Consider the following 22076-nt stretch of genomic DNA (forward strand, 5'->3'; position numbering starts at 1 on the left):
CGCCGCCCCCGGGCGATGCGCAAAGCGCAGCGCAAACCCTCAGGCAGGTCAGATCAGCTCAGCGGTAAGCCACCAGATCGCCGTCGGCGCTCACCACATAAAGCGTTCCCCCGGCCACCACGGGCTCGGTGGTGGCGCCGCCTTTGACGGGCACACTCCGGGTCAGGCTGCCATCCACCGGGTCAAAGAACCGCAGCAAGCCGTCGTTGGAGGCAACCACCAGCTGCCCGCCCGCCAGGATCGGCCCGTGATGGGCGACGATCTCCGCCCGCTTGCGCGGCCTGTCTTTAACATATCCGGGCAGGTCAGTGGCCCAGATCGCGGAGCCATCGCGCGCGTCCAGTCGAACCAGCTTGTTGCGATCATTGACCAGGAACACGCTGCCGCCAGCAACCCAGAGCGGGCCGAATGTGCCCTCAAAGGCGGTCCAGAGCCGATCGCCGGAACTGATATCAAACGCTGCCGTCCGCCCCGAGTGGTTGCCGACATAGACCGTATCCCCCACCAGGAAGGGCGCGCCGGTGACATCGCTGATCTGCGAAATCGCGCGCCCCGCGGGCCCACCCGTCACAGAGGCGATCCAGCGCCGGAAGCCGCCACGGCGGAAGGTGCCGATCAGATCCCCGGATCCAAAGGCAAAGACCGCGATCTTTTGTCCAATCACCGGCGCCGGCGCGCCGAGGAAGTTGGAGGCGCTCGGCGTCGCGTCCAGCTGCCAGGCCACCCGGCCATCCTTGGTGTCGATCACCCAGCCGGTATCGTCACCGGCCACCAGATAGAGCAGACCATCGCGAATCGTCGGGCTGCCAGATCCGGTCGCGTCGAGCTCCTGCCGCCAGACTTGCGCGCCGGTTTTTGCGTTCAGCGCCGTCAGCACGCCAAAGCCAGAGGAGACATAGACCACGCCATCCGCATAGGCGATACCGCCGCCGGTGGCGTCGCCCTCACTATCGGCGGAGGGCAGGATCGAATGTTGCCACAGGATCGCGCCAGCCGGCGACACCGCGGAAACCTGCGACGACGCATCCAGCGTATAGATCCGCCCATCGCCGACCACCGGCGCCGCCGTGATGCGCTGCTTGCGGCTGTCGCCAGCACCGATATTGACCGACCATAGCAACGAAGGCGCCGCGGCGAGGGCGGCATGGGTCGTGCGTGTGCTTGCCTGACCCGGGCTTTGGGTCCAGCTGCTGTTGTTCACCGCCCGTGGCAGAGAAATCGCGCGCGCCTGGTTCTCGATGGATGCGGACTGACCGCCGCGAATGTCCTCACGCTGGCCGCGCAGGATCTCCTCCGGTTCGGTGCACCCCAATAGAAGCGCGGCCACAGCTGTGGCCATCACACTTGCGCGAAGGCCGAAACCGCCTGGACTTACCGTCATTCCCCTGCCCCTGTCATCGTTCCTGGGTCGTCTCTTGTCTGTTGCGTCGGTGCTCATGTCACCTTGGCGCCACGGTCACGCTGCGCCTAGCCCTCTTGCTCTGCGCTGTCCTCTGAACCGCCAAGAGCCACAATCACTTGCGAAACCCGTTCTTGCAAGTCCCTCGACACGCCAGCCGATGCCGCAATGTCGCGCAGGCGTGTCAGCGCCGCCTCGGTCTTGCCCTGTTCGATATCCAGAAGCGCCAGCTGCTCCCCGGCGAGGAATTGCAGCGTCGCACCGGGCGCGGCCAGGGTCTCCAGGCGCAGACGGCGTTCTTCCGGCGCCAGCGTTCCCGCTTGCAGGATCACCGATTTGAACGCTGCGATATCACGATACACCTGTGGCAATGCGCCATCGGAGGCGATCTTGTCCAGCACTTTGGCGGCCTCGTCGGCCTGTCCCGCATCCGCCAGCGCCGCGGCGCGCGCCATATCCACCACAGCCTGCGCCCCGACCGTCTCGGCGCTGACCTTGGCAAGTGCCGCGGCACGGGCGTCGGCCTCGTTAGAGGCCAGCGCGGCCGTCATCGCATCGCCCACGGCCTGCGCCGCAGCGCGCTCCTGCGCCTGGCTGTATTCCCGCCAGGCCGCGCCACCGACGATCGCCACCACGGCCACCGCGCCGATCCACCCGTAGCGTTTGAACATCAGGAACAGGCGGTCGCGGCGGACCTCCTCGGTCACCTCGTCGATGAAACTGTCGGTATCGCTCATGAAACGGCCTTTACGTCTGTCGCCCGCCCGGGGCTGAAATCCTGCCTGCCGATGTGGCACAGCCTGCCTCTCCAGACAAGCCAACTCCTGTCTCCGGCGCTACAAAATCGGGCCAAAGCCCTTCGAACCCGACGTCTTTGGCAGAAAATACCCGCCAGCGCCGCATTTTCGCGTGACAAGCGCCTGCCGAAGCTTTTTGGATACGCGCAACCTCTTTTGCTGCGGCCCGTGCCGCGGCAGCTGTTGGTATGGCCAAGACCATCGGCCTGTTTTGCGGCGGCCTGAGTAATGTGGTTCACAGTCCTGTAGCTGCCGACAGTCTATAGATAACAATAACGTGTTCAATTTGGAGTCGACGTTTAACATGCGCATTATTCCCCCTCTGACCGCTCTGGTTGTCACCGCGAGCCTTTACGGTCTGGTTATGCAGCGTGACGCGCTTCTCGCCTTCGCCCGGGGGGAGACCGCAACAGATGTGGACACCACCCAAAGCCCGGACACCCCGTCACAAGACGAGGTGAGCACAACGCAGCCCTCTGGCGTGCAAATCGCGGTCGTGGCCGTGCACAGCCGCGCCCGCGCCATTGATAACGCTGTGCTTATTCGCGGCCAGACCCGGGCCCTTCGATCCGTCAACGTGATGGCGGAAACCACATCCACCGTGATCTCGGAGCCGCTGCGCAAGGGCGCGACGGTGGAGGCCGGAGATGTGCTCTGCGAATTGGACCCAGGCACCCGCCCCGCATCATTGCATGAGGCCCGCGCCCGCCTGAAAGAAGCCCGCGCCCGCATGCCCGAGGCCGAAGCCCGGCTGCAAGAGGCCCACGCGGTGCTGGAAGAAGCCCGCATTAACCTGACCGCCGCAGAGAAACTCTCGGAAGGCGGTTATGCCTCGGAGACCCGTCTGGCCTCGGCCAAGGCAGCAGAAAGCACAGCGCAGGCGGCCATTGCCTCGGCTCAGGGCGGGTTGGAATCGACCCGCGCAGGCATCGAGGCCGCGATCGGTGCCGTCGGTGCCGCCGAAAAGGAGATGGAGCGGCTGGTACTGCACGCGCCCTTCAACGGCATCCTGGAATCCGACACCGCCGAAATTGGCAGCCTGCTGCAACCGGGCAGCCTCTGTGCGACGGTGATTCAGCTCGATACCATCAAACTGGTCGGATATGTCCCCGAAACCGCCGTCAGCCGCGTCACCCTTGGCGCGCCCGCCGGGGCGCGGTTGACCACTGGTCAGGAGGTGCGCGGCAATGTGACCTTTATCAGCCGCTCGGCGGATGAGGACACCCGCACCTTTGAGGTAGATATTACCGTCCCCAACCCCGACCTTGCGATCCGCGACGGCCAGACCGCAGAGATCATGATCTCCGCCAATGGCGTCAAGGCGCATCAATTGCCGCAATCGGCGCTGACACTCAACAACGAGGGTCAGCTGGGCGTGCGCGTGGTGCGCGCGGATCAGACGGCGGGTTTCATGCCTGTCACCTTGCTGCGCGACGAACCGTCCGGGGTCTGGCTCGACGGGCTGCCGGAACAGGCCGATGTGATCGTCGTTGGCCAGGATTTTGTCACCGAAGGGGTGGCGCTTGATCCGACCTATCGGGAGGAAAGCGAATGATTGGCGTCGTCAACTGGGCTGCAAACCGGGCCAGGATGGTTCTGGCCTTTATCGCGATCTCGATCCTTGTTGGCGGCTTTGCCTATATGAGCCTGCCCAAGGAAGGCGAGCCAGATATCGAAATCCCGGCGCTGTTTATCTCGGTCCCCTTCCCCGGCATTTCCGCCGAAGATTCTGAGACCCTGCTGGTCAAGGTGATGGAGACCGAGCTCGCCGATCTGGATGGGCTCGACAAGATGTCGGCCACCGGTGCCGAAGGCTATGCCGGGGTGGCGCTGGAGTTCGAGTTTGGCTGGGACAAGACCGCCGTCATGGCCGATGTGCGCGACGCGATGGACAAGGCCGAAGCCAAGTTCCCCGATGGGGCAGAGAAATACTCGATCACCGAGATCAACTTTTCCGAGTTTCCCATCGTGATCGTCAGCATGTCCGGCCCGGTGCCGGAACGCACCATGGCGCGGCTGGCCAAGGATTTGCAGGACGATCTGGAATCGCTGGATGCGGTGCTGGAGGCTGGCATCGCCGGCAACCGCGACGAGATGGTCGAGGTGCTGATCGACCCTTTGAAACTGGAAGCCTATAACGTCACCGCCGTGGAGCTGATCTCGGTCGTGCAGAACAACAACCAGCTGATCGCGGCGGGCGAAGTAGACAGCGATCAGGGCGCGTTTTCGGTCAAGATCCCCTCCTCTTTTGACAGCGTCGAGGACATCTACGGCCTGCCGGTGAAAACCAATGGCGACCGGGTGGTGACGCTGGGCGAGCTGGCGCAGATCAATTTTACCTTTGAGGACCGCAAGGGCACCGCGCGGTTTGATGGCAATGACACCGTCGCCTTGCAGGTGGTCAAGCGCAAGGGCTTCAACCTGATCGACACGGTCGATCTGGTGAAAGACATTATTGCCGAGGCACAAAAGAAATGGCCCCCCGAATTGCAGGCGGCGGTGCGGCTTGGCACGTCCAACGACCAGAGCCGCGTGGTGGGCTCGATGGTGAGCCAGCTTGAAGGCTCGGTTCTGACGGCCGTGGCGCTGGTGATGATCGTGATCCTCTCTGCCCTTGGCAGCCGCGCCGCGCTGCTGGTGGGTTTTGCGATTCCGACCTCTTTCCTGCTGTGTTTTGCCTTCCTTGCGCTGATGGGGATCTCTGTCTCCAACATCGTGATGTTCGGCCTGATCCTGGCCGTGGGCATGCTGGTGGATGGTGCCATCGTTGTGGTGGAATATGCCGACAAGCGCATTTCCGAGGGCACCGGCCCGATGCACGCCTATGTGGAGGCCGCACAGCGCATGTTCTGGCCGGTGGTATCGTCCACCGCGACAACGCTCTGCGCCTTCCTGCCGATGCTGTTCTGGCCCGGCGTGCCGGGGGAGTTCATGGGCATGCTGCCAGTCACGCTGATCTTCGTGCTCACCGCCTCTCTGGTGGTGGCGCTGATCTACCTGCCGGTTATGGGTGGCGTCACCGGGCGCATGAGCCGTTTCTTTGGCATGGCCTCCGACGCACTGCGCGCGCGCCTGCCCTGGGTGGTGCGCGCGGCGCTGGTGCCGCTGGCGATCTGGGGCATGTTCGCAGGCGCCATGCAGCTCTTGAACCCGGCCTATCTGATCGCCGGGGGCGAAGGCATGGGAGCCTCGCTGCTGGGTGTGCTGATCTTTCTTCTTTCCGCTGTCGCCGCCTCGATCACACTTGGCGCGGCAGAGCTGCAACGCCGCCCGCGCAGGGTTGAGGCGGGCCACAGGCTTGGCGGGTTCGGCTGGCTGATCAAACTGATCGTTGGCAATCCGGTGATGCCCATCGTCACGCTTGTTGCTGTCGGTTTTGGCATCATCACCGTGTTTGGCCTGTTTCAACAGAACAACTACGGCGTTGAATTCTTTGTGGAAAGCGAACCGGAACAGGCCACCGCCTATGTGCGCGCCAGGGGCAACCTGTCGCTACATGAAAAGGACGAAATGGTGCGGGCGACCGAAGATGTCATCATGCAGCACCCGGCCGTGGTCAATGTCTTCTCCTTCGCTGGCGAGGGCGGGCTGAACACCGATGCCTCCGGCGCGGGCACGCCGCCCGATACCGTGGGTCAGGTGCAGTTCGAGATGATCCCCTGGGAAGATCGCCCCACCGAGAGCGAGCCGATCCTCGGCGGGCTCTTTCAGCGCGAAGTCACCGCCAAGGAGTATGACGGCAACACCGTCATCGAGGAGCTGAATGACGCCGTGGCCTCGCTGCCCGGGTTCAAGGTCGAAATCAAGGCGTTGGAGGGCGGCCCCGCCTCCGGGAAGCCGGTGCATCTGCGGCTGCTCGGCGACGATTGGGGCCCGCTGCGCGACGCAACCAACATCGCCCGCGCCCATTTTGAGGAAACCCCGGGCCTCACCCTCATCGAAGACAGCCTGCCCCTGCCCGGCATCGACTGGGAGATCAACGTCGATGTGGCCAAGGCCGGGCGCTATGGCGCCGATGTGGCCACCGTCGGGGCGATGGTTCAGCTGGTCACGCGGGGTATCCTGCTTGATACCATGCGGGTGGACAGCTCGGACGAAGAAATCGACATCCGTCTGCGCCTGCCCGAACAGCAGCGCGTTCTGTCAACGCTGGACACGCTGAAACTGCGCACCAGCGAAGGGCTGGTGCCGCTGGCGAACTTTATCTCCCGCCAACCGGTGAAAAAGATCGCCACCATCTCCCGGATCGAGCAGCAGCGCTATTACGATGTGAAGGCCGATATCGTGCCCGGGCTGACCCAGATCCTGACCAAGGGTGACGACGGCGAGGATTTCTCGCTCGCCTATGTCAAGACCGTGGCGGAGGGTGTCACGCCTTCGGATCAGGCGGTTGAGCTGCCCAATGGCTCCTTCGCCGACATCTTTCTGCTGACCGGCGCAGAGGATAGCGCAGCCCTGCGCACCGCGATGACCGCCGGCGACACCCATGTGGTGCCCGTCAATGCCAACGAGCGCATCGCCGCGCTCACCAAATGGCTGGAAACCGATCCCTTTGACGCTTCGATCGACTGGGAATGGACCGGCGATCAGGAGGAGCAGGCGGAATCCGGCGCCTTCCTGATGAAGGCCTTTGCCGGGGCGCTCGGATTGATGTTCGTGATCCTGCTGGCGCAGTTCAACAGCTTCTACAACGCGGTGCTGGTGCTTTTGGCGGTGGTGCTTTCAACCACCGGCGTGTTGATCGGGATGATGGTGATGCAGCAGCCCTTCTCGATCATCATGACCGGCACCGGGGTTGTCGCGCTGGCGGGGATCGTTGTGAACAACAACATCGTTCTCATTGATACCTATCAGGAATTCAGCCAACACATGCCCCGGATCGAGGCCATCATCCGCACCGCGGAGGCGCGCATCCGGCCGGTTCTGCTGACCACCATCACCACGATGGCCGGTCTGGCGCCGATGATGTTCGGGATCAGTCTCGACTTTATCAATGGCGGCTATTCCATCGACAGCCCCACCGCGCTCTGGTGGAAACAGCTGGCGACAGCGGTGGTGTTCGGGCTTGGCGTTGCGACGGTGCTGACCCTGGTGGTCACCCCCTCGTTGCTGGCGATGCGGGTCTGGCTCGGCACCTATGTGTCCCTGCTGTTCCGCCTCGTCGCGCGCTTCACAGGGGGACGCCAAAGCCGCGTCGCCCGCGACAGCCGCCTGGCCCGGGAAGCGAAACACCTGCCCTCGACCGAGATCCAATGGGGCGATTTGTTCCGCGCCTCCCCCGCGCCCAGACCGGCAGAGGGTGACGCGGAAGCGACCTCTCCCGCCGAGGGCACGCCGGGCAATAGCAACTCTCCGCTGCGTGCCGCCGAGTAATAGGCCAAAGCCCCGAGCGCCAATCCCTGAAAGACCCCGCCTGCCAAGGGCGGGGTCTTTTGCTTTGGTGGGTTCCTCTTGACCTCGCCCCAGACCGACAAGCACAGAAAAGGCCCCGCCAGACGGCAGGGCCTTTCCTTTGGTGACTACGCAGCAAGGCTTGGCGCAGATCCGACCCGGGGAAGAGGCGGGAGTCCGGTCGGAGGAGTGACCCTCGGAGTCCGGCCAGCCTTGGGCGGCAAAAACGCGAACCTCTGCACACAACATTGATACTCTTACGCAGAGAGGTTCGGGTTCGGGGAGGGCCACGCGCGGCGGCACCTCCCCTGGTGCTGCGGTCTTAGCCGTTGGTCACCAGCAGCCCTGCGTCTTCGGCCGCGGCGATCTCTTCGGCGTCGGCCTCGCCATCGGCGTTCACATCAATCATCGCAAAGGTATCAGCCGTCAGAGCCGGATAGGCGACCTGGAGCTCTTCCAGCGATAGGGTGCCGCTGCCGTCAGCATCGACTTCTGCGGCAAAACCTGCGGCCAGGGCAGGACCTGCGGCCAGAGCTGCGATTGCGGCGGTGGTCAGGGCAAAACTCTTCATCGTTATACTCCACTCTTTGGGTTGTCGTGTCGTCAGCGCGTCCTGCGCCTCGTGACAAGGATGAAGTTAGTCAGCCCCCTTCCGCGCCGCCAGAGAGTCGGCGCGCCACGCTGAATTCGGGCGATGTTCGGCCAAAATTTCCGTTTCTGATGAGCGGGTTAACGCAGCTCCCTCAGGTACGAACATAGGCCCGCCGACGGTCGCAGCCCAAACGGGCGAGACATCGCGCAAAAGCGGCGCTCTCACACTTGTAGGTAGATCTTGCCTCCAAACGCGCCTTGCGGCAAAACCCGTGAGGGCCGACCGCCCCTGTTCGCGCCACGTGACAGGACGGCGAGCGATTCCCGCGCTGCATCTTTTGAAGCGCCCTTGCTGCTGATTTGTTCGCCGTGGGCGGCCTCACCGCATTGCCGCATGTGATCGCGCACCGTGAGATGTCGCACCGAAGGCCACAGCCGGCCGCCAACAAGGAGGATGAGAATGAACAATCTGACAACCGGGCAATGCCTTTGCGGCACGGTGCGGTTCCAAATCGACGGCGCATTCGAAAGTTTCTTCCTGTGCCATTGTTCCCGCTGCCGCAAGGACAGCGGTTCGGCCCATTCAGCGAACCTGTTTTCCTCCACCGCGCGGCTGGCATGGGTGTCGGGCGAGGAAAACGTCAAAGCCTTCCACCTCCCCGGCACACGGCATGTGAAGTGTTTTTGCACGACCTGCGGCTCCGCCTTGCCCGTCGCGCAAGCGGCAGACGGGGTTCTGATGGTGCCGGCAGGGGCGCTGGATAGCCCGATCAATATCCGCCCCAACGCGCATATTTGCTGTTCCAGCCGCGCCGACTGGGACCACGACCTTGCGTCCCTGGATGAACTCGACGGGCTGCCCGGCTAAACACCGGAGCGCGGACCTATCCTGCCCGCCGCCGCCCCCCGGATCAGGGCTGCGGGATGCGTTCCGCGCCGCTGTCTTGATCGGACTGTTGGCGGTGCCACAGATGCGCATAGCGGCCGCCCTGCGCAATCAGCGCCTCGTGGGTGCCGGTCTCGGCGATCTCGCCCCGTTCCAGCACCACGATCCGGTCCGCCTCTGCGATGGTCGAGAGCCGGTGGGCGATGGTGATCACCGTGCGCCCCTGCCCGGCGCGGGCCAGGGCGTCCTTGATCTCGCCCTCGGTATCGGTATCCAGCGCCGAGGTTGCCTCGTCCAGAAGCAGAATCCGCGGGTTCTTGAGCAAGGTGCGCGCAATCCCGACGCGCTGCTTTTCGCCGCCCGAGAGCTTGAGCCCGCGTTCGCCGACCTGAGTGTCGTAGCCCTCTGGCAGCGCGGAGATAAAGTCGTGGATCTGCGCATCGCGGGCGGCCTGAATGATCTCGGCCTCGCTGGCACCATCCCGGCCATAGGCGATGTTGTAGCGGATGGTATCGTTGAACAATACGGTGTCCTGCGGCACCACACCGATGGCGGCATGCAGGCTCTTTTGCGTGACCTCGCGCACATCCTGACCGTCGATCAGCACCCGCCCGCCGGTGACATCATAAAAGCGAAACAACAGCCGCCCGATGGTGGATTTCCCTGACCCGGTAGAGCCAACAATGGCCACCGTCTGCCCTGCCGGTACATCCAGAGAGACACCCTTCAGGATCTCGCGCTCCACATCATAGCCAAAGCGCACCGCGTCCAGCCGGATTTCACCGCCGCTGACATGCAGCTCGCGCGCATCGGGCGCATCCACCACATCCGGCGGCTGCTCCAGAAGGTCGAACATCTCGCCCATATCGACCAGACTCTGGCGGATCTCGCGGTAGACGGTGCCGAGAAAGCCCAGCGGCCCGGTGATCTGGATCATATAGGCGTTGACCATGACAAAATCGCCGACGGTCATCTGGCCCTTCTCGACCCCGATCGCCGCCATCACCATCACCGAGATCAGGCCGCTGGTGATAATCACCACCTGGCCAAAGTTCAGAAAGCCCAGCGAATATGCGGTCTTGAGCGCGGCCGCTGCGTAGCCCTTCATGGCGACGTCATAGCGTGCGGCCTCGCGCTCTTCGGCGCCGAAGTATTTCACGGTTTCATAGTTCAAAAGGCTGTCGATCGCCTTTTGGTTGGCGTCAGTGTCCTGCCGGTTCATCTCGCGGCGCAGCTTCACCCGCCATTCGGTCACCGCAAAGGTGAACCAGACATAAAGCGCCACGGTGACAGCGACCGACACCAGATACCAGATGTCAAACCACCAGGCGAGCACCAGCGCCACCAGCACCAGCTCCAGCACCAGGGGACCGATCGACAACACCAGGAAACGCAGCAGGAACTCCACGCCCTTGACCCCGCGCTCGATGATCCGGCTCAGCCCGCCGGTCTTGCGGGTGATGTGATAGCGCATCGACATCGCGTGGATATGGCGAAAGGTCGAAAGCGCCAGCCGCCGCAGGGCGCGCTGTGTGACAGGCGCAAAGATCACGTCGCGCAGCTGCTGGAACCCGGCGTTGAGAATGCGCGCCATGCCATAGGCCACCGTCAGCCCCACCGCACCAAGCGCCAGCACAGGCACCCCCTCGCCCGCCAAGGCATCCACCGCGTTCTTGTAAAACACCGGCGTGACCACCGCGACGCCCTTGGCCGCCACCAGCACCAGGATCGCCAGGATCACCCGCAGTTTTACGCCGGGCGCATCCGCAGGCCAAACATAGGGCCAGACCTTGCGCAGGGTGCGCAGGCCAGAACGGCGTTCCTCGGCGGCGGTGGGGTCATCCATAGGTGGCATAAGGCGTCCTCGGTCCTGACACGCGCAGGCCGTTGAGCGATGCGCACATAACAGACGCGCCCCCGGTTCCGGGAGCGCGCCCTCTTGAGGCCCTATCTAAGGGCTTATTCCGGCAGAGTGAAGATCTGCCCGGGATAGATCAGATCCGGGTCGCGAATGTCGGATTTATTCGCCTCAAACACCCGCAGATAGAGGTAGCCGCTGCCATAACGATCCTGCGAAATCGCCCAGAGTGTATCGCCCTTCTGCACTGTCACCGCTTTGACCCGGGGCCGCTTCAGATCCGAATCCGTCTCCGCCGCGAGCACGGGTTGCAGCACCTCGGGGGATTCTCGCTTGAAGGGGGTCTCCAGGCGGCTGAGCACCTTGCCCTCCACCGGGTCGATCTCATCGAGACGCAGCGTATAGATCCCCGGCGCCACCAAGGTCAGGCTGCCGGACCAACGCCCATCGGCCTGGGTGCGCAGCTCCGCGACCGGGCTGTTGTCAAGATAGACCCGCACCAGCGCTTGTGGCCGCGCCCGGCCAGCAAGCTGCACCTCTCCGGTTTCGGTATAGCCGATGGTATCCAGCGCCACCTTGCCCACCAGCTCCGGCACCGCCGGCGTGGAGGGTTGCACCAATGTGACGCCGTCCTCGCCCGCGCGCAGCACCGCGACGGCGACCTCGGGTTTTGGCGCCGGTTTCACATCTGCCTGCGGTCCGGCTTCGTCGGCTGCGGTTTCTGGCTCCGATTGGGGGGCCGATGCGGGTTGCGCCGTTGCTTTGGTCTGTTCAACCCTCGGTATCCCGGCTGCGCCCGCGACCGGCGCGGTCATCCCCTCTGGCGTGGCGGCAACCTCCGGCGTCGCCTCTGCAAGGTTCACCTCCGGGGGGCTGTCCTCGATCTGCTCCACTGTCGCGACAGGCGCAGCGACGGAGGAGGTGACGGGTGCGGCATCTGGCGCGGCACCCGCAGGATCAACCGGCGCGGGGCTTTGCGTCTCTGGCGTGGTGACATCAGCGACGATCGGGGCGTCGCCATCGGCGGTCTCTGGTTTTGCGCTGGGGGTCGAGATCGTTTGCGCATCGGTCGGCAGCTCGTCGGAAGGCTGCACCGGCGCAGGTTCGGCCGCGCCTGCCCGTTTTGCTTGCGCAGGCTCCACCGGCGTCGTTGCGACCTGCTCCTCGACAAGGCTGGTCTGGTTGCCTTGGCCCCCAACCGGGGCAAGGGCAGCCTGCTGCTCGAGGCTGAGATCTGCGGCCGCGAGCTGCTCTGGCGCCACGCTTGCACCTTCCTCTGGCGGGCGCGCTGGCTCTGGCTCGGTCACTGTCGCCACATCGGTCGCGATGGCGGTGGCGGCTTCTGTCGCCTGCTCTGGCGTGCGGGCTTCAGCGGTGGGCGCGGCCACGCCTTCGGCAGCCGCCATTTCAGCGCCAGAGGCATCGGATCCTGCGGCCAGCTGAGGTGTCATCGGCATCAGGATAAAACTATCAAGCGCCGCGCGCTCTTGCCCGTCATGGCGCGCCACGAGGGTTACGATACGCGCGCTCTCGCTGGGCGTGATGGTGACAAAGGATACGAACTCCCCCGCCTCGGGCACGGTTTGCGTGTCCAGCACCGCATCATCCAGCAGCACCTTGACCTCGACCCCGGGCTGCGCGGAGCCCGCGATGATGCCGCTGCCGTCAGGCTCGACCCGCACCACCTCCAACGCCGGAGGGAGCAGCGCAAAGACCGGCTCTGTCGGCGCGCCTGCTGGTGTCTCTGCGCTGCTCTCGGCGTTTTGCTGCGGAACAGGTGCCGCAACCGCAGGCGCGGAGGTTGACGTCTTGTCAGAGACAGCGGCTGGCGGTGCCGGCTCGATCAGCCCCAGCGCGGCCAATTGGCGCTCCACCATCGCCTGCACGCCGGGGCCAAACATCCCCCCCTGCGCCAGGAAAACCCCACCGCCGACAACGACAACCGTCGCCACCGCCCCAATGGTCAGGCCAGATCCCGCACCCGTACCGCTTGTCTTTGTCATTCTGTGACCAATCCCTAATGTCCCCGTCCCGGGCCGGTTTGTCTCCCCGGCTTCGGTTGAGCAAACCTATCAACCCGGCTATGAGGGGTCAAAGCACGATCGTGCTTTCCCCTTGTTCACCCAGAGAAAAGGTGCGCCATGGCCATCACATCCGTCTGCGTTTACTGCGGCTCTCGTATGGGGGCGCGACAAAGCTACGAGGAGGCCGCGCGGGATTTGGGCGTCGGGCTGGCCAGGGCCGGGCTGCGGCTGGTCTATGGCGCTGGCGATGTCGGGCTGATGGGCACCGTTGCGCGCGCCGCGCAGGCTGCCGGTGGCGAAACCTTCGGCGTCATCCCCGAGCATCTGATCAAGCGCGAGGTCGGCAAGAGCGATCTGAGCACCTATGTGGTGACGGAGACCATGCATGAGCGCAAGAAGGTGATGCTCTATAATGCCGATGCAATTGTGCTGCTGCCCGGGGGCATGGGCTCGCTTGACGAGCTCTTTGAGGCGATCACCTGGCGCCAGCTTGGTCTGCATGACAAGCCTATCATCCTGCTGAACACCGACAACTACTGGGCGCCGCTGCGCGCGCTGATGGATCATATGGTCGATCAGGGCTTTGCCGATGCCGATACCTGCAAAGGGCTCATCTGGGTCGACAGCCCGCAGGCCGCATTGGACGCGCTGACCGCGTGACACCGCCATGCGGCAAGCAAAAAGCCCCGTCAGAGCGGACGGGGCTTTTCAAATCTAATACGTGATCTCTCGCCGAACTCAGAGGCGGGAGGCGACGTTTTCCCAGTTCACCAGGTTGTCGAGGAAGTTCGACAGGTAGGCCGGGCGCTTGTTGCGGAAGTCGATGTAGTAGGAGTGTTCCCAGACATCGCAGCCCAGAAGCGCGGTCTGACCAAAGCACAGCGGGTTGACGCCGTTTTCGGTCTTGGTGACTTTCAGGCCGCCGTCGGTGTCCTTGACCAGCCAGGCCCAGCCAGAGCCGAACTGACCTGCGCCAGCAGCGGAGAAGTCTTCCTTGAACTTCTCAACCGAGCCGAAGGACTCGACCAGCGCTTTTTCCAGCTCGGTCGGGATCGCGTTGCCGTTCGGGCCCATCATTTCCCAGAACTGGTTGTGGTTCCACAGCTGCGAGATGTTGTTGAAGATCCCGTTCTGCGCCACGGCGGATTTGTCGTAGGTGCCGGTGATGATCTCTTCCAGCGATTTGCCTTCCCACTCGGTGCCTGCGATCAGCTTGTTGCCGTTGTCGACATAAGCCTTGTGGTGCAGGTCGTGGTGGTATTCCAGCGTCTCGGCGGACATGCCTTTGGACGCCAGCGCATCATGTGCATAGGGAAGGTCGGGAAGTTCAAAAGCCATGGTGGCCCCCTGTCAATTAATGTTGCGTTCCTGAGGGATACATGCGGCTCCGCACCCGGCGGGTCAAGACCGCAGAGACGAAAAAACCATCGAGCCGCCGATCCGGTGGGTCCGCAGCATGCGCAAAGCCGACGGCCAGATATCGGCCTGTCGTGGTGCGAAATCGTTGAAGACCTGGTTTCACCAACGGTGATTGATGGGTCTTCATTCAGCTCAATCATCCGGTTCGACGTCCCTTCTTTCGCGCAGAAAAAAGAAATGCGGGCCCTCCCTTCACTCCCATCAACCTACTGCAACCTGGTGCAGGAAGGGCGTCAGGCGTAGACGCCAACCTTGGACTGCGGATGCGCCGCGGTTTTCAGCAGGTTGAACATATATTCGCCAACCGAGCGGAAGCAGACAACGTGGTAGACACCGGCCTCGTCCAGCCAGAAGGCAGCCGCGATCTGGGAAAAGCGGGTGCGGCGGAAATCTCCGGCCACAAACTTGCCCGGGGCCAGATCGACGGGGGCCACCTTGGCGATCACCTCGGACGCGGCCTCGCCCTCGACCGAGAAACAGGCGCGCGCGTCAGAGACGTTGACCGCCAGGTGATGCTCTCCCGCCAGCGCCTCGGAGAGTTTGGCAACCACGGCGTCGACCTCGGCATAATCCACCAGAAGCAGCAGCTCGTCCGGTGTCATCCAGGCCACCGCGCCCGCAGCGCCAAAGGTGATCTTGCGGATGGCGGGCACTTCGGCCCCCGTCACCGACTTTACCACCGCTTGCAGCGTCGCGGAGGCGTGATCCCCACGCAGGGTAATCATACCGCCAAGACCGCTATCCGCCACTTTGACGAGACCAGAAAAACTGGCCCCATTGAGGACACTTACAGCATTAGACATTCTGCTTCTCCCCTTCCTTGTCGTAAAAGACCGGATCAACGATCTTGGCTTTGTAGATTTTCCCGTCGAGGCCGGGGAAGTCGATGACCTCGCCCATCCGCTTGGGTCCGTGTTTCACCAGCCCCATGGCGATGCCACGGTCAAGGTTGGCGGAATAGTAGGTGGAGGTCACCCGGCCGATGGTATTCTTCTGGCCATTGGCGTTGACGCCCTGACCCACCGCATAAGCACCATCCGGCAGCACCGAACCATCCACGGTTTCCAGACCGACCAGCTGCCAGCGCTCCGGGTTGTCCATGTAGGAGCGCTGCTGCGCGCGTTTGCCGATATAGTCTTCTTTCTTTTTCGAGAGCGCCCAGTGCAGGCCGAGATCCTGCGGGATCACGGTGCCATCGGTTTCGTCCCCGATCATGATGAAGCCCTTTTCGGCCCGCAGGATGTGCAGACATTCGGTGCCGTAAGGCATGACGCCGAATTCCTTGCCCGCCTCCATCAGCGCGTCCCAGAAGGCTTGCCCTTCGGAGGCCGCAACGGCGATCTCGTAGGACAGCTCGCCGGAGAAGGAGATGCGATAGGCGCGCGCCTTGAAGCCGCCGATCTCGCCGTCTTTCCACTCCATGAAGCCAAGCGCCTCTTTGGAGAGATCCATGCCGCCGCCCGCTTGCGCGTTCAGCTTTTCCAGCACCTTGCGGGCATTGGGGCCGACCACGGCGACCTGCGCCAGCTGTTCGGTGACATTGGCAACATAGACTTTCCAGTCCCACCATTCGGTTTGCAGCCATTCCTCCATATGGGCGTGGATACGATCCGCGCCGCCGGTGGTGGTGTGACAGAGCCAGGTGTCGTCATCAATGCGCGCAACCACGCCGTCGTCGCTGAGGAACCCGTTTTCGGAACACATCAGACCGTAGCGGCATTTGCCCGGTTTCAACGTGCTCATCATATTGGTGTAGAGCATGTCGAGGAACTTGCCCGCATCCGGCCCTTTGACAATCAGCTTGCCGAGGGTGGAGGCGTCGAGCAGCCCGAGGTTTTCACGGGTGTTTTTCACCTCGCGGTTCACCGCGTCATGCTTGCTCTCGCCCGGACGGAGATAGGTGAAGGGACGGCGCCAATGGCCGACCGGTTCCCAATCCGCACCGTTTTTGTCGTGCCACTCATACATCGGTGTCTTGCGCAGCGGCTGGAAGATCTCGCCACGGGCCTCGCCGCCGATCGCACCCATCGAAATCGGGTGATAGGGCGGACGGAAGGTGGTGGTGCCAACCTGCGGAATCTCTGCACCAAGGCTGTCGGCAAGAACCGCCAAGCCGTTGATGTTGGAGAGTTTCCCCTGATCGGTTGCCATGCCCAACGTGGTATAGCGCTTGGTATGTTCGACGCTTTCATAGCCTTCGCGAGCGGCCAGTTGCACGTCGGAAACCTTGACGTCGTTCTGATAATCGAGCCAGGTTTTCATCCGCAGCTGGATGTCGGCCTTGGCCGGCATGAACCAGACCGCTTCCATCGGTGCCTCGGACACCTCGGAGGTCTCTACCGCAGCGACCGATTGTGCCGGACGGCCAGCCGCCTCGGCCGCCTTGGCACCGGCCGCAGCCGCATCCGCCATCACCGCAGAGAGACTCAGCGGACCGGAGGCAGAGCCAGCGGTCACGACAAAGGCGTTGCCGTCATGGCTGGTGGGGGCACGTTCGGGATCGGGGCGGAAATGAGCTTGCGCCTCGTCCCAGATCAGCTTGCCGCCGCAATGGGACCACAGGTGGACCACCGGCGACCAGCCGCCGGACATGGCGACCGCATCGGCCTCGATTTCCTCGCGGGCCCCGCCTTCGCCGTTCTGGGCACAGATGGCGACCTTGGTGACGCGCTTGCCGTCTTTGACCTTGGCAATGGCACGACCGCATTCGACCCGAATGCCCAACTCGCGGGCCTTGTCGGCCAGCTCGCCGCCACCGCTCTCGCGGGCGTCGACCAGACGGACGATTTCCACACCGGCCTCATGCAGCGCGATAGCGGTGCGATAGGCATCATCGTTGTTGGTGGCGACGACGACTTTCTTGCCCGGGGTCACGCCCCAGTTGACCAGATAATCGCGCATAGAGGCCGCCAGCATAACGCCCGGAACATCGTTGCCCGCAAAGGAGAGCGGACGCTCGATTGCGCCGGTTGCGGTCACAACCTGGCTTGCACGGATCCGCCACAGACGGTGGCGCGGGCCACCCTGCCCCGGCGCATGGTCGGTCAGGCGCTCATAGCCCAGCACATAGCCGTGGTCGTAAACGCCCGAAGCCATGGTGCGGTTGCGGATGGTGACATTGTCCATCGCGTTAAGCTCATTGAGCGTTTTCTCGACCCAGGCCTCGGCCTCAAGTCCCTCGATGGTGCCGCCGTCAACAGGCGTGCGGCCACCCCAATAGGATTTTTCTTCCAGAAGCAGAACCTTGGCACCCGACGCCGCGGCGGTTTTCGCCGCTTGCAGACCGGCGACACCGCCGCCGATGACCAGCACATCAGCAAAGAAGTAGAAATGCTCGTAGGTGTCGGCGTCTTTCAGTTCCTTGTTCGGGGCTTTGCCCAGACCGGCGGACTGACGGATGAAGGGTTCATAGACATGCTTCCAGAGCGGACGCGGATGGATGAACATCTTGTAGTAGAAGCCAGCCGTCAGGAACCGGCTGAAGAACTTGGAGTTCAGCTCGCCGATGTCATAATTCAGGCTTGGCCAGTGGTTTTGCGACACCGCCGACAGGCCCGAGAACAGCTCGGTCGTGGTGGCGCGCTGGTTCGGTTCAAACCGGTCGCCGACACCGAGACCCACCAGCGCGTTCGGCTCCTCAGAACCGGAGGCAACGAGGCCGCGCGGACGGTGGTATTTAAAGGAACGCCCGACCAGCATCTGATCATTGGCGAGAAGAGCGGAGGCCAGAGTGTCCCCGGCAAAGCCCTTGAGCTTGGTGCCGTTGAAGGAGAACTCGACCTGCTTGGAGCGGTCGATCAGGCGACCTTGTTTTGCGAGACGCGTGCTCATTGTGCGACCCTTTCGCGTGAGGAGGCATGGGAGCCTCCGGCGGGGATATTTGAAAAAAGATGAAACATGCAGGTTCAGCCCTTGAACTCGCGCCAGCTCCAGCCGGGGCGCTTGGCAGAGATCTTGTCCTTGACCTCCTGCGGCGGCTCGGTGGTCTGGGCGCTGTAGGTCGCGAAGACTTCCAGCGTCTGGGTGCAGCGGGCGGCGTGGAACCACTTGCCGCAGCCATTTACATGGCGCCAGCGTTCCAGATGCACCCCGCGCGGGTTTTCCCGCATGAACAGGTAGTCGTGGAAGTCATCATCCGAGGAGCCGGGACCGAAGCGTTTCAGATGCGCTTCGCCGCCACCATGCAGTTCGGTTTCTTCGGCGTGCACGCCGCAATAGGGACATTCAAGGATCAGCATTTTGCGGTCATCTCCGTGAAAAACAATGTGCTGGCGTGTGTCATCAGTGGGCCACCCCTGCGGCAACGCTCTCGTCGATGAACTTGCCTTCTTTGAAGCGCATCATGGAGAATTCTTCGGCCAGATTGGAATGGCCGGTCGCCATCAGCTCGGCCATCGCCCAGCCGGAGCCCGGAATCGCCTTGAAGCCCCCGGTGCCCCAGCCTGCGTTGACAAAGCAGCCTTCAACCGGCGTCTTGGAGATCAGCGGCGACCGGTCGCCGGTCACATCCACGATGCCACCCCATTGGCGCAGCATCTTCAGGCGGCTGACCATCGGGAAGGTTTCCACCAGCGCGCGCACGGTTTCCTCGATATGATGGAAGGAGCCGCGCTGCGTGTAGTTGTTGAAACCGTCGGTGCCGCCGCCGATCACCATCTCGCCCTTGTCGGACTGGGACATATAGCCGTGCACGGTATTGGCCATGACGACCACATCCATGCAGGGTTTGATCGGCTCGGAGACCAGCGCTTGCAGCGCCACGGATTCGACCGGCAGACGGAAGCCCGCCATTTGCGACAGCACAGAACAGTTGCCCGCAACCACCATGCCGATCTTGTCACAGTCGATGGCACCCTTGGTGGTGTCCACGCCAACAACGCGGCCCGCTTCGGTGCGCACATTGGTGACTTCGCATTTCTGGATGATGTCCATGCCCATCGCCGAACAGGCGCGCGCATAGCCCCAAGCCACCGCATCGTGACGGGCGGTGCCGCCACGGGCCTGCCAAAGCCCACCCAGAACCGGGTAGCGCGGACCTTCGAGGTTGATGATCGGCACCAGTTCCTTGACGCGGGCGGGTTCGATCCACTCGGTGGTGACCCCTTGCAGCGCATTGGCATGGGCGGTGCGCTTGTAGCCACGCACCTCGTGCTCGGTCTGGGCCAGCATGATCACGCCGCGGGGGCTGAACATGACGTTGTAGTTGAAGTCCTGCGACAGGCCCTCATAGAGGCTGCGCGCCTTTTCATAGATCGCGGCAGAGGGGTCTTGCAGGTAGTTCGACCGAATGATGGTGGTGTTCCGGCCCGTGTTGCCGCCACCGAGCCAGCCTTTCTCGATCACCGCAACATTGGTGATGCCAAAATTCTTGCCCAGATAGTAGGCGGTGGCCAGACCATGCCCGCCCGCGCCCACGATGATCACATCATAATGGCGTTTGGGTTCGGGCGAGCGCCAGGCGCGTTCCCACCCGGTGTGATAGCGCAGACCTTCCCGCGCCACTGCAAAGGCTGAATAGCGTTTCATATGCGAATCCAATGCTCCGTGTCTGTGCCCAGATATGCCCGGGATCCGGCGAAACCCCGCGCCGTTTATCGTCGCGTTTCGTCAGGTTTGCGACATTGCTGTCGTTGGACTGTCGTAAATCATCCGCTGCACCCGGCGCGCAACCTGTCGTTTGCGCGAATGGCGGGACAGAGGGTCGCAGCATTGGGGGTTTTTTCCCGCCGCATCCCCCTATAGATGGAACCAAACGGCGGAGTGAAGATGGCTTTTTGGATTTTGACGGGCTTTGTGACGCTTGGCATCGCGGGCGTTCTGGCCATGGTGTTGCTGCGCAACAAGAACGGCGCGGCAGAGCCTGCCGCCGCCTATGACCTGCGGGTCTATCGCCAGCAGCTCAAGGATCTTGACCGGGATGTCGCGCGCGGCACCGTGGCGGCCGAAGATGCGGAACGGCTGCGCACCGAAATCTCGCGTCGTATTCTGGCTGCGGATGCGCAGGTTCAGGGCGCCGTGCCGGGCAATGGGGTGCGCAATGGCCCCAGCCGTGTCGGCGCCTTGATCGTGGCGCTGGTGGTGATCGGCGGCACCGGGATGCTCTATCTCGATCTCGGCGCGCCGGGCTATGGCGATTTCGGCCTGGAGCGCCGCATCGCGCTGGCCGCCGAACGCGCAGCGACGCGCCCCACCCAGGCCGAAGCCGAAGCCCAGACGCCGCCCGCCCCGAAACCCGATGCCGATCCCGCCTATGTGAAACTGGTCGAAGAACTGCGCAGCGCCACCGCAGATCGCCCGGAGGATCCGCAAGGCCAGGCGCTTTTGGTGCAGCATGAGGCGCGGCTTGGCAATTTCAAAGCCGCCTATGCCGCTAAGGCCCGCTATGTCGCGCTGCGCGGCGAGGAGGTGCGCGCCGCGGATCTGGTGGATCTGGCCGAGCTGCAAATCATGGCGGCGGGGGGCTATGTCTCTCCCGAGGCGGAGGACGCGCTGGTGCAAGCGCTGGAAAAATCACCGCAGGACGGGCGCGCGCGCTATTATCTTGGCCTGATGATGGGTCAGATCGGGCGGCCTGACCGGGGCTTTCAGCTCTGGAGCGAGACCCTGCGCGATGGCCCCAGCGACGCGCTTTGGGTGCGGGCGATCCTGGCGCAAATGCCGGAGATGGCGGCGCTGGCCGGCGCGCCTGTCGCATCCCTGCCCGGCCCCAGCGCGGCGGATGTGGCAGCGGTTGAGGACATGAACCCCGAAGACCGCCAGCAGATGATCGAAGGCATGGTGGCGCGGCTGTCAGATCGCCTCGCCACCGAGGGCGGCAGCGCCGAGGAATGGGTCCGGCTGATCACCGCGCTTGGGGTTCTGGGCCGGCTTGAAGACGCCCGTGAGATCCACGCAGAGGCGCGGCAGAAATTCGCGGCAGATCCCGCGACGCTGGACGCGCTGGATGCGGCAATGAAGCAAGCGGAGGCGCGGCAATGATCCATGACGATTTTGAGGACTTCGCCGCCGCCCTGCCCGCCTTTGGCGCCATCGTCGGTCTGGACCTGGGCGAAAAGACCATTGGCGTTGCGGTCTCTGACCGGATTGGCGCGGTGGCAACGCCGCTGGAGACCATCCGGCGCACGAAATTCACCCTCGACAGTGCCCGCCTGCTGGAGATCATCGCCGGGCGCGAGATCAACGCGATCCTGTTGGGGCTGCCGCGCAATATGGATGGCTCCGAGGGGCCGCGCTGTCAGTCCACCCGCGCCTTTGCCCGGAACCTGTCGCGCTTGACCGAGCTGCCGATCGGGTTTTGGGACGAGCGGCTCTCCACCGTCGCCGCCGAGCGCGCGCTGCTTGAAGCCGATACCTCGCGCAAGCGGCGGGCCGAGGTGATCGACCATGTGGCGGCCTCGTATATTCTGCAAGGGGCGCTGGATCGGTTGCGCCATATCAAGGGTGGGCAAGCATGACGGATGAGGTCTGGAAACGCGACGAGGTGCAAAGCCCCTGCATCAAGATCTGCGTCATCCACCCGGAGACGCGGCTCTGCACCGGCTGCGCCCGCTCCATCGACGAGATCAGCCGCTGGTCCCGGATGACCGATGACGAACGGCGCGAGGTTCTTGCCGCATTGCCGCAACGCAGCCCTGCACCACGGGTGCGTCGTGGCGGACGGGCCGCACGGCTGAGGCGCGGCTGAGCGGTCTGACGACCGCTGCCTCCGGCG

The 22076-nt window shown here is 63.6% G+C and carries 17 protein-coding genes; 7 read left to right on the plus strand and 10 right to left on the minus strand.

Translation table 11 applies throughout. From position 1 onward, the window contains the following. Positions 1–58 precede the first annotated feature (58 nt). Together HCZ87_RS13200 and HCZ87_RS13205 are read right to left on the minus strand one after the other, a co-directional pair. Positions 59–1381: a PQQ-like beta-propeller repeat protein gene (locus HCZ87_RS13200; RefSeq protein ID WP_167644349.1), complete on the minus strand. Its 1323-nt coding sequence runs from the start codon at positions 1379–1381 to the stop codon at positions 59–61. Between the two features lie 86 nt (positions 1382–1467). Continuing rightward, positions 1468–2136 (minus strand): hypothetical protein, encoded by a 669-nt coding sequence (locus HCZ87_RS13205; protein ID WP_167644350.1) that lies wholly within the window; start codon positions 2134–2136, stop codon positions 1468–1470. Between the two features lie 364 nt (positions 2137–2500). Here HCZ87_RS13205 and HCZ87_RS13210 point away from each other — a divergent pair, with 364 nt between their 5' ends. Together HCZ87_RS13210 and HCZ87_RS13215 are read left to right on the plus strand one after the other, a co-directional pair. Beyond that, a complete protein-coding gene (locus HCZ87_RS13210) occupies positions 2501–3751 on the plus strand; it encodes an efflux RND transporter periplasmic adaptor subunit (protein ID WP_167644351.1) in 1251 nt (416 codons plus the stop codon). After that, a complete protein-coding gene (locus HCZ87_RS13215; RefSeq protein WP_167644352.1) occupies positions 3748–7569 on the plus strand; it encodes an efflux RND transporter permease subunit in 3822 nt (1273 codons plus the stop codon). The genes HCZ87_RS13210 and HCZ87_RS13215 overlap by 4 nt, the downstream gene beginning before the upstream one ends. A 340-nt stretch (positions 7570–7909) precedes the next feature. Here the strand turns inward: HCZ87_RS13215 and HCZ87_RS13220 are convergent, their stop codons facing one another. Further along, a complete protein-coding gene (locus tag HCZ87_RS13220; protein ID WP_167644353.1) occupies positions 7910–8158 on the minus strand; it encodes an EF-hand domain-containing protein in 249 nt (82 codons plus the stop codon). A 480-nt stretch (positions 8159–8638) separates the two neighbouring features. On the opposite strand from HCZ87_RS13220, the gene HCZ87_RS13225 reads away from it, so the two are divergent. Further along, positions 8639–9046, plus strand: coding sequence for a GFA family protein (locus HCZ87_RS13225; RefSeq protein WP_167644354.1), 408 nt, complete (start codon positions 8639–8641; stop codon positions 9044–9046). 43 nt (positions 9047–9089) lie between these two features. Here the strand turns inward: HCZ87_RS13225 and HCZ87_RS13230 are convergent, their stop codons facing one another. Both HCZ87_RS13230 and HCZ87_RS13235 read right to left on the minus strand, forming a co-directional pair. Then, positions 9090–10919, minus strand: a complete 1830-nt coding sequence (locus HCZ87_RS13230; RefSeq protein WP_167644355.1) for an ABC transporter ATP-binding protein/permease — start codon at positions 10917–10919, stop codon at positions 9090–9092. A 104-nt stretch (positions 10920–11023) separates the two neighbouring features. Next, the gene (locus tag HCZ87_RS13235) at positions 11024–12925 is read right to left on the minus strand and encodes a LysM peptidoglycan-binding domain-containing protein (protein ID WP_167644356.1); all 1902 of its coding nucleotides are present in this window, start codon (positions 12923–12925) and stop codon (positions 11024–11026) included. A 138-nt stretch (positions 12926–13063) separates the two neighbouring features. Between HCZ87_RS13235 and HCZ87_RS13240 the strand changes: the two genes are divergently transcribed. Further along, entirely contained in the window at positions 13064–13606 is a 543-nt protein-coding gene (locus HCZ87_RS13240; RefSeq protein WP_167644357.1) for a TIGR00730 family Rossman fold protein, read from the plus strand. A 78-nt stretch (positions 13607–13684) separates the two neighbouring features. Here the strand turns inward: HCZ87_RS13240 and HCZ87_RS13245 are convergent, their stop codons facing one another. From HCZ87_RS13245 to HCZ87_RS13265, 5 genes are all read right to left on the minus strand, one after another. Further along, positions 13685–14284, minus strand: a complete 600-nt coding sequence (locus HCZ87_RS13245) for a superoxide dismutase (RefSeq protein ID WP_167644358.1) — start codon at positions 14282–14284, stop codon at positions 13685–13687. A gap of 314 nt (positions 14285–14598) precedes the next feature. Continuing rightward, the gene (locus HCZ87_RS13250) at positions 14599–15168 is read right to left on the minus strand and encodes a sarcosine oxidase subunit gamma (RefSeq protein ID WP_167644359.1); all 570 of its coding nucleotides are present in this window, start codon (positions 15166–15168) and stop codon (positions 14599–14601) included. Next, complete coding sequence (locus HCZ87_RS13255; RefSeq protein ID WP_167644360.1) at positions 15161–18196, minus strand: sarcosine oxidase subunit alpha family protein; 3036 nt, start codon at positions 18194–18196, stop codon at positions 15161–15163. The genes HCZ87_RS13250 and HCZ87_RS13255 overlap by 8 nt, the downstream gene beginning before the upstream one ends. Before the next feature lie 74 nt (positions 18197–18270). Next, positions 18271–18603 (minus strand): sarcosine oxidase subunit delta, encoded by a 333-nt coding sequence (locus HCZ87_RS13260; RefSeq protein ID WP_167644361.1) that lies wholly within the window; start codon positions 18601–18603, stop codon positions 18271–18273. A gap of 43 nt (positions 18604–18646) precedes the next feature. Then, on the minus strand, positions 18647–19891 hold the full coding sequence (locus HCZ87_RS13265) for a sarcosine oxidase subunit beta family protein (RefSeq protein WP_167644362.1): 1245 nt from the start codon (positions 19889–19891) through the stop codon (positions 18647–18649). A 240-nt stretch (positions 19892–20131) separates the two neighbouring features. Between HCZ87_RS13265 and ccmI the strand changes: the two genes are divergently transcribed. Genes ccmI through HCZ87_RS13280 form a run of 3 tightly spaced genes read left to right on the plus strand, consistent with a single transcriptional unit; the run spans position 20132 to position 22049 of the window. Beyond that, on the plus strand, positions 20132–21343 hold the full coding sequence (ccmI, locus tag HCZ87_RS13270; protein ID WP_167644363.1) for a c-type cytochrome biogenesis protein CcmI: 1212 nt from the start codon (positions 20132–20134) through the stop codon (positions 21341–21343). Continuing rightward, a complete protein-coding gene (ruvX, locus tag HCZ87_RS13275) occupies positions 21340–21819 on the plus strand; it encodes a Holliday junction resolvase RuvX (protein WP_167644364.1) in 480 nt (159 codons plus the stop codon). The genes ccmI and ruvX overlap by 4 nt, the downstream gene beginning before the upstream one ends. Next, positions 21816–22049 (plus strand): DUF1289 domain-containing protein, encoded by a 234-nt coding sequence (locus HCZ87_RS13280; protein ID WP_167644365.1) that lies wholly within the window; start codon positions 21816–21818, stop codon positions 22047–22049. The genes ruvX and HCZ87_RS13280 overlap by 4 nt, the downstream gene beginning before the upstream one ends. The last annotated feature ends 27 nt before the right edge of the window (positions 22050–22076 follow it).

It is taken from the genome of Phaeobacter sp. HF9A (assembly GCF_011806385.1).
Lineage (GTDB): Bacteria > Pseudomonadota > Alphaproteobacteria > Rhodobacterales > Rhodobacteraceae > Epibacterium.

Excerpts from the sequence above, each read along its gene's own strand:
- HCZ87_RS13200 (WP_167644349.1), bottom strand. The coding sequence starts at position 1,381 with ATGACGGTAAGTCCAGGCGGTTTCGGCCTTCGCGCAAGTGTGATGGCC.
- HCZ87_RS13205 (WP_167644350.1), bottom strand. The coding sequence starts at position 2,136 with ATGAGCGATACCGACAGTTTCATCGACGAGGTGACCGAGGAGGTCCGC.
- HCZ87_RS13210 (WP_167644351.1), top strand. The coding sequence starts at position 2,501 with ATGCGCATTATTCCCCCTCTGACCGCTCTGGTTGTCACCGCGAGCCTT.
- HCZ87_RS13215 (WP_167644352.1), top strand. The coding sequence starts at position 3,748 with ATGATTGGCGTCGTCAACTGGGCTGCAAACCGGGCCAGGATGGTTCTG.
- HCZ87_RS13220 (WP_167644353.1), bottom strand. The coding sequence starts at position 8,158 with ATGAAGAGTTTTGCCCTGACCACCGCCGCAATCGCAGCTCTGGCCGCA.
- HCZ87_RS13225 (WP_167644354.1), top strand. The coding sequence starts at position 8,639 with ATGAACAATCTGACAACCGGGCAATGCCTTTGCGGCACGGTGCGGTTC.
- HCZ87_RS13230 (WP_167644355.1), bottom strand. The coding sequence starts at position 10,919 with ATGCCACCTATGGATGACCCCACCGCCGCCGAGGAACGCCGTTCTGGC.
- HCZ87_RS13235 (WP_167644356.1), bottom strand. The coding sequence starts at position 12,925 with ATGACAAAGACAAGCGGTACGGGTGCGGGATCTGGCCTGACCATTGGG.
- HCZ87_RS13240 (WP_167644357.1), top strand. The coding sequence starts at position 13,064 with ATGGCCATCACATCCGTCTGCGTTTACTGCGGCTCTCGTATGGGGGCG.
- HCZ87_RS13245 (WP_167644358.1), bottom strand. The coding sequence starts at position 14,284 with ATGGCTTTTGAACTTCCCGACCTTCCCTATGCACATGATGCGCTGGCG.
- HCZ87_RS13250 (WP_167644359.1), bottom strand. The coding sequence starts at position 15,168 with ATGTCTAATGCTGTAAGTGTCCTCAATGGGGCCAGTTTTTCTGGTCTC.
- HCZ87_RS13255 (WP_167644360.1), bottom strand. The coding sequence starts at position 18,196 with ATGAGCACGCGTCTCGCAAAACAAGGTCGCCTGATCGACCGCTCCAAG.
- HCZ87_RS13260 (WP_167644361.1), bottom strand. The coding sequence starts at position 18,603 with ATGCTGATCCTTGAATGTCCCTATTGCGGCGTGCACGCCGAAGAAACC.
- HCZ87_RS13265 (WP_167644362.1), bottom strand. The coding sequence starts at position 19,891 with ATGAAACGCTATTCAGCCTTTGCAGTGGCGCGGGAAGGTCTGCGCTAT.
- ccmI (WP_167644363.1), top strand. The coding sequence starts at position 20,132 with ATGGCTTTTTGGATTTTGACGGGCTTTGTGACGCTTGGCATCGCGGGC.
- ruvX (WP_167644364.1), top strand. The coding sequence starts at position 21,340 with ATGATCCATGACGATTTTGAGGACTTCGCCGCCGCCCTGCCCGCCTTT.
- HCZ87_RS13280 (WP_167644365.1), top strand. The coding sequence starts at position 21,816 with ATGACGGATGAGGTCTGGAAACGCGACGAGGTGCAAAGCCCCTGCATC.